The sequence below is a fragment of the Haloferula sp. A504 genome, assembly GCF_044385805.1.
In the GTDB taxonomy this organism is placed as follows: Bacteria; Verrucomicrobiota; Verrucomicrobiia; order Verrucomicrobiales; family Akkermansiaceae; genus Haloferula.
Genome location: NZ_JBISBU010000106.1, coordinates 1 through 6276 on the forward strand (window position 1 = coordinate 1; position 6276 = coordinate 6276).

Genomic DNA, 6276 nt, shown 5'->3' on the forward strand with positions numbered 1-6276 from the left:
ACGGCCTGGCCTTCCTGCTGGGAGCGGCGAATCCGAACGTCGACGCCAATGCCGCGGGACTGCTGCCGACGGTGACCGAAACCGGTGGCGGACTGGTGATGAACTTCAACTGCCTGCCGACTGCCGACCGAGGTGCGGCGGAACTGCGGGTGGAGCACAGCAGTGACCTCGGAGTAGGCGACCCGTGGACGGCGACGGTTGACCAGGTCCCTGACGCCGACGACGCAACGGCCGACAACGGTGTGACCTTCCTGGTCACTCCGGGCACTCCGACCAATGCGGTGACGGCGACCATCGGGATCTCGGAAGCTGCAGGTGGCAAACTCTTCGGCCGCCTGACGGCGGTGTTGCCGGAGTGACCGCAGGATCAACCTGATTCCCACGCCGGCCTCCCTCCCGGGGGGCCGGCGTTTTCCTTTTCCGGAAGCACCGCGTGAGGCCACTCGCGCCTCGCCGGACCAAACGAGGCGCGAGTGGGCTCGCGCGACCCATTCCACTCACGAGCGAGACTCAGCCCATCGACCGAAGCTTTGTGCCCTTCGCGGCCTTCTGTGAAACTCCATCCTTCGCCCAAGCGTTCACAGCCGATCAGATTTGTTCGGTCGCCCGGGCTTCTCATCCCGGACTTCCAGACCGTTGATGTTGGGCAGATCGGACTGTTGGGCAGATCGGACTGGGCAGATCGGACTTGACCCTTGGTGCCGAGCGATGGGCGCGGCACCCTGCGTGGGATTACCCATGACGCCCCGACAATTTTGGTTCTCTTGGACTCGATTTCTTGGCAAGGATTCCGAGTTATCTGGATGCTTGCTTCCCTGACCCGGGGGAACGAGGAACTGGAAGCCAAGAACAGCCCCAAAAACCCAAATCGTCCACATTCCCTTATAACGGAATGCCGGTGCTCAGGGTTTGGGGAGAAAAATACCCGATACCCATGAGCAGCAGACGGAGCCACCCGCACGGAGTCGTTGGATTTCTTACGGCCATTATTTTTGGCATCATCCCTGGATGGGCTGCACCCCCCGACCTGACCCTGGGGGAACCCATTCCGGACAACCTGACCACGACCTGGAACCTCGGGCCGACCGGCATGCGGGGCTGGGTCTACTACGACACCACCAGCGGCGGGATCAATGGATCGGCCGGGAGCCGGCAGATCCAGGTGCGGGAGGTGGATGCCGGATCGCCGGCCGACGGGGTGTTTCTGCCGAACGACCTGATCCTCGGAGCCAGTGGCACGGCGACCGCCCCGGTCGAATTTGAGATCGCGGACATCGATGCGCGGAGGGGACTGGCCGTGGCGATTGCCGACGCCGAGGCACAGACTCCGGCGGCACTGCAACTGATCCGGTGGCGCGCCGGGGTGCAGGACGTGGTCACCCTGACCTTGCGCACCATGGGGGCCTACTCGGCCACCGCGCCCTACAACTGCCCGAAGTCGGAGAAGATCCTCGAGGAGGGGATGGACTACTACTACAACCACGAAAGCTCCGGCAGGTATCGCATGGGCACGCTGAGCCTTCTCGCCGCCCAGAATGACTTTTTCCCGGCCCCGGATCGGGCAAACTACCTTCAAGAGGCCGAGACCCAGGCCCGGGCCCTGATCAAGAGCGCGTCCGAGCTGGATGCCCTTCGAAACTACACGGCGAGCACCGCTTATTCGGCTCCGTGGGGCCGGGTTCACGAGCTGATCCTGCTGGGGGAATACTACCTGATCACCTCCGACGCCCAGGTGTTTCCGACGATCGAAGCCCTGGCCATCAACATCGCCAAGGGAATCAGTCACTACGGCACGATGGGGCACTCCCTCCGGTCGGGCGGGTATGACCCTTCGAACCCCTACCGCCCGGCCAACACCGGATACGGCGTGATCAATTCGCTCGGCATGCCAGCTCTGCTCGGCGTGCAACTGGCGAAGCAGTGCGGGGTGAGCCATCCGGAGGTCGACCAGATGATCGATCGGGCAAAGATGTTCTATGCCTCGTATGCGAACCGCGGAGCCATCCCCTACGGTGAGCATGAAGCCTACGATCCACGGCACGAGAACAACGGCAAGAGCGGGATGGCGGCGATCGTCCTCGACAACGATCCGGCCTACGAAAGCCAGGCTGAGTTTTTCGTCATGATGGCCCTGGCATCCGGAGACTCCGACCGGGACGTGGGGCACACCGGTGCCTACTTCAACTATCTCTGGGCTCCCCTGGGCGTCCAGCGGGGCGGGCCTTCGGCGGTGCAGGAATACTTCAAGAAGATCAGCTGGATGCTGGATCTGCATCGCCGCTGGGACGGGGGTTTTGACTACGATTCCTACAGCGAGAACCGGGCCCCGAACGGGAGTGAATACTACGATTTCCGCATGAGCACCGCGATGCTGCTGACCTACGCCCTGCCGCTGGAGAGCCTTCACATCACCGGTCGCGACAGCACTGGTGCACTGGCCCTTAGCGCCGGACAAATCACCAACTCCCTGGACGTCGAGGACTACGATGCGGGCGCCCGCACCACCGCAGAGCTGGTCGCCGACCTCGCTGTCTGGTCGCCCAAGATTCGGCGGCAAGCCTCGGAGGAACTCGGAAACCGAACCATCGACACCGCCACCCGCGACGATCTCCGGGCCAAGGCCCTGGATCTGAACGGAAGCTCCCGCCATGGGGCCATCCAGGCGATCGGGGAGACGAATGACACCGGCTTCACAGGCGATCTGGTGTCCTTGCTGAACGACGATGATGCCGACGTCCGAACCCTGGCGGCCAAGGCGCTCCACAAGTTTCACGGCTCGCACAAGGTGCCCTACCGGACCGCCATGATGACGACCTTGGTTTCGCGTGATCGCCCGTCCTTTCCCGTGGATCCGGGTGACCCCCTGCAGCTTGACGAGGCGGCGTTGATCACCGCCATCTTCGGCGGTGGTGCCTTTGCCAACAACCGGTCCGAAATGGACACCCTCATTTCCGAGGTGGGGAGCACGCTGTTTTTCGACGCCCTGAAGGTGGCCGCCACGAGTCCGACCGGCAATGCACGGGGGAGGATCAACAACCTCCTCAAGGTGCTCACGCCGGCCGAGGTGAACCTCATGGCGCCCGAGCTGTTGGACATGGTGGCCCTCGAGTCGCCGGCGGACCGGATGTTCAGCCTGGGCGTGCGGAACGAGGCGATGCTGGCCATGGCGAGAAGCCTGGTGGCGGACGCGGTCCCCGCAGCGATGCAGGCGATGGACAACTCGAACGGATGGGGTGGCTTCCATGAGAACCTGCTGAACGGCCTGATTGCGTATGACGGCTCCTCGACCCTGGTGACTCCTGATCCGGATGTGGTGGCCTTTGCCCAGCGTTACCTGACCGGCGGCACGGTGGAAGAGGCGCAGGCCCTGCTCGATGCCATCGCGGCTGACACCACCCCGGCGTCGCCGCTGGAGTTCAAGAGCATTGATTCGGCCACCGCTGATGATCCGACCGTCGACCTTACAGCCAACCGGACCACCTTGCGGGTCGCGGCGACCGACCTGGCCGAGGGCGACAGCACCTTCACGTGGAGACAGACCCAGGGTCCCGGCGCGGTGACCTTCACGCCGAATGGCACCAGCGCCACGGCGAGCACCGTCTTGTTCGACGGAACCCAGGGCACCTATCAGTTCGAGGTCACCATGTCCGACTCCCGCGGACTGACCGAAGCCTACGAGACGGTGACGGTGACCCTTGTCGATTCGGGAGGCCCCGATGTGACCCCGCCGTTCCTCGATCCGATGGTCTGGGCGAGTGCCCCGGCGGCCGATGGCGACACGTCCATCACCATGACCGCGATGACCGCCATCGACCCCTCAGGCGTCGAGTACTACTTCTCCTGCACCTCGGGTGGCGGAAACGACAGCGGCTGGCAGGACAGCCCGACCTACACCGACACCGGCCTGACGCCGGGCACGACCTACGGCTACACCGTCACCGCCCGCGACAAGAGCCCGGCGCAGAACTCTTCGGCTCCGTCCGATGAGAGTTCCGCGACGACGAGCGGATCACCGCCGGATCCTCCACTCAAGGTCTTCATCCTGGCCGGCCAGTCGAACATGGAAGGCCACGGTGAGATGAACCCGGCGGAAACCCAAGGCACACTGGACCATCTGGTGGCAAGCAACCCGGCGGTTTACGGGCATCTGGTTGACGGCACGGGCTGGGCCTCCCGGGGCGACGTCTGGATTTCCTACAAGCGGGGCGGAATCACGTTGCTCAACGGCAACCTCTCGGCCGGCTACGGGGCGCTTTCCGACACGATCGGACCCGAGCTGCAGTTCGGCCAGGTGATGGGTGACGTCCACGGCGAGCAGGTCCTGATCATCAAGACGGCCTGGGGTGGCAAGAGCCTCGCCGTCGATTTTCGCCCGCCGAGTTCGGGCTGGAGCGTCGATCCGCCGCTCGCCGAGGGCGATCAGGGATATTTCTACCAGCAGATGCTGAGCGATGTGAACAACGTGCTGACCAACCTGTCGACCTACTTCCCCGGCTACGACGCGACGGCCGGCTACGAACTGGCCGGCTTCGGCTGGCATCAGGGATGGAACGACCGGGTCAACCAAACCTACAACGACGAGTATGAGGTCAACATGGTGAACTTCATCAACGACGTCCGTTCCGATCTCGGCGTGCCGGCTCTGCCCTTCGTCATCGCGACGACCGGGATGAGTGGCTGGACGGAAACCCATCCCCGGGCGCTGTCGCTGATGGCGGCGCAACTGGCGATGGAGGACTTCGCGAAGTACCCCGCCTTCAGCGGCAATGTCGCGGTGGTCGAGACGCGGGACTTCTGGCGGGACGTCGCGGTTTCGCCCGCCAACCAGAGCTACCATTGGAACCGCAATGCCGAGACCTACTACCTGATTGGGCAGGCCATGGCGCAGGAGATGCAGACGCTGATCGGCGGCAGCGATGCCGAGCCCCCGGCACCGAATCCCGCCACGTTCTCGGTGATGCCCGCGGCCGATGGCGACAATGCCATCAGCATGACCGCCACCACCGGCAGCGACGCCTCGGGCCCGGTGGAGTATCTCTTCACCGAGACCACCGGCGGCCCCGGTGCCACCAGCAGCGGATGGCAAACCAGCCCGAGCTACACCGACACCGGCCTCAGCCCATCGACAGGCTACGCCTACACCGTCGTGATGCGCGACGCCCTGGGCAATGTCGGGGCTCCCTCGCCGGCGGCGGGCGCGACGACGACGACCAGCGACACCATCGCGCCGACGCTGGACTCGATCGTCGACAATGCGGGAGGTGGTCCGGTTCTGGTGGGACAGACGGTCACCTACACCCTGACCTTCAGCGAGGCCATCGCCCCGGCGACGCTGGAGACCGGCGACTTCACCAACGGTGGCAGCGCTCCGGTCTCCATCAATGGAGTTTCCACCACCGGGGATCCCGCGGTGTTCGAGGTGGCGGTCTCGGCCACCGGGACCGGCGAACTGACGCTGGAAGTCGTCACCGGCGCCGTGATCACGGACCTCGCGGGCAACCCTCTCGATACCAGCTCCGCGATCTCCGATGACACCACCATCATCGTGGACGAGCCGGTTTCCGGTCCGGCCAGTCTCACCGTGGATTTTCAGGCGACGCTTTCATCGCAGAGCAATGCCAATTGCAACGGCGAGGGAAGGTACTACCACGTTTCGCTGATTGGCCCGAACCCGGGCACGGGGTCCTTCTGTGCCAACATCCCCGGCACCAACGACCCGGCCCCTCCCTTCGTCCGGAACTACGACGGACCGGTCGAATTCTACAAGTTTGCCGGAAACAGCAATAGCGACATCACCGCCGTCTCACAGTCGTCTGGCGCAAGCGCGGCGAACATCACACTCACGACCGATGACACGGCATTCGATTCCTTTGGCCAGAACCTGACCAAACTCTGGGACTCGACCGACCCGGGACCCGATCTCAAGGTTGGGGAACTCCTCAGCGCGAGCTCCGATACCCAGGCCACCGGTTGGCGCGACCTCGGTGGTGCGGTTGTCACCGTCGACGTGAGCACGGTTCCTGGCGGTGCCGGTTCGGTTCACTTCTATTATGCCAACTACAACGGGAAACCCACGGTCACGGTGACCATGCGCGACACGGATGCGATCGAGCCTGACATCGTCATCGCCGATGCCCACCTCAACGGCGATACCGCCAACGGCGGTGCCGAGACCTACCTCGCGGAGATCGACTTCGTGACGGATGGCGTCTACGAGGAGATCGAGTTCCTGTTTGACGCAAACAGCACTGGGACCACTGCCAGCGGCAACGGCCG

2 protein-coding genes are annotated in these 6276 nt (G+C 64.2%); both read left to right on the forward strand.

Features of this window, described 5'->3' with window-relative positions; all coding sequences use genetic code 11:
• Positions 1–359 (forward strand): hypothetical protein (locus tag ACG2LG_RS23330; protein ID WP_396263204.1); only part of this gene is annotated, 359 nt, incomplete at its 5' end.
• Positions 360–934: 575 nt separating this feature from the next.
• Positions 935–6276: DUF6288 domain-containing protein (locus tag ACG2LG_RS23335; RefSeq protein ID WP_396263206.1), on the forward strand; the 5342-nt coding region annotated here is incomplete at its 3' end.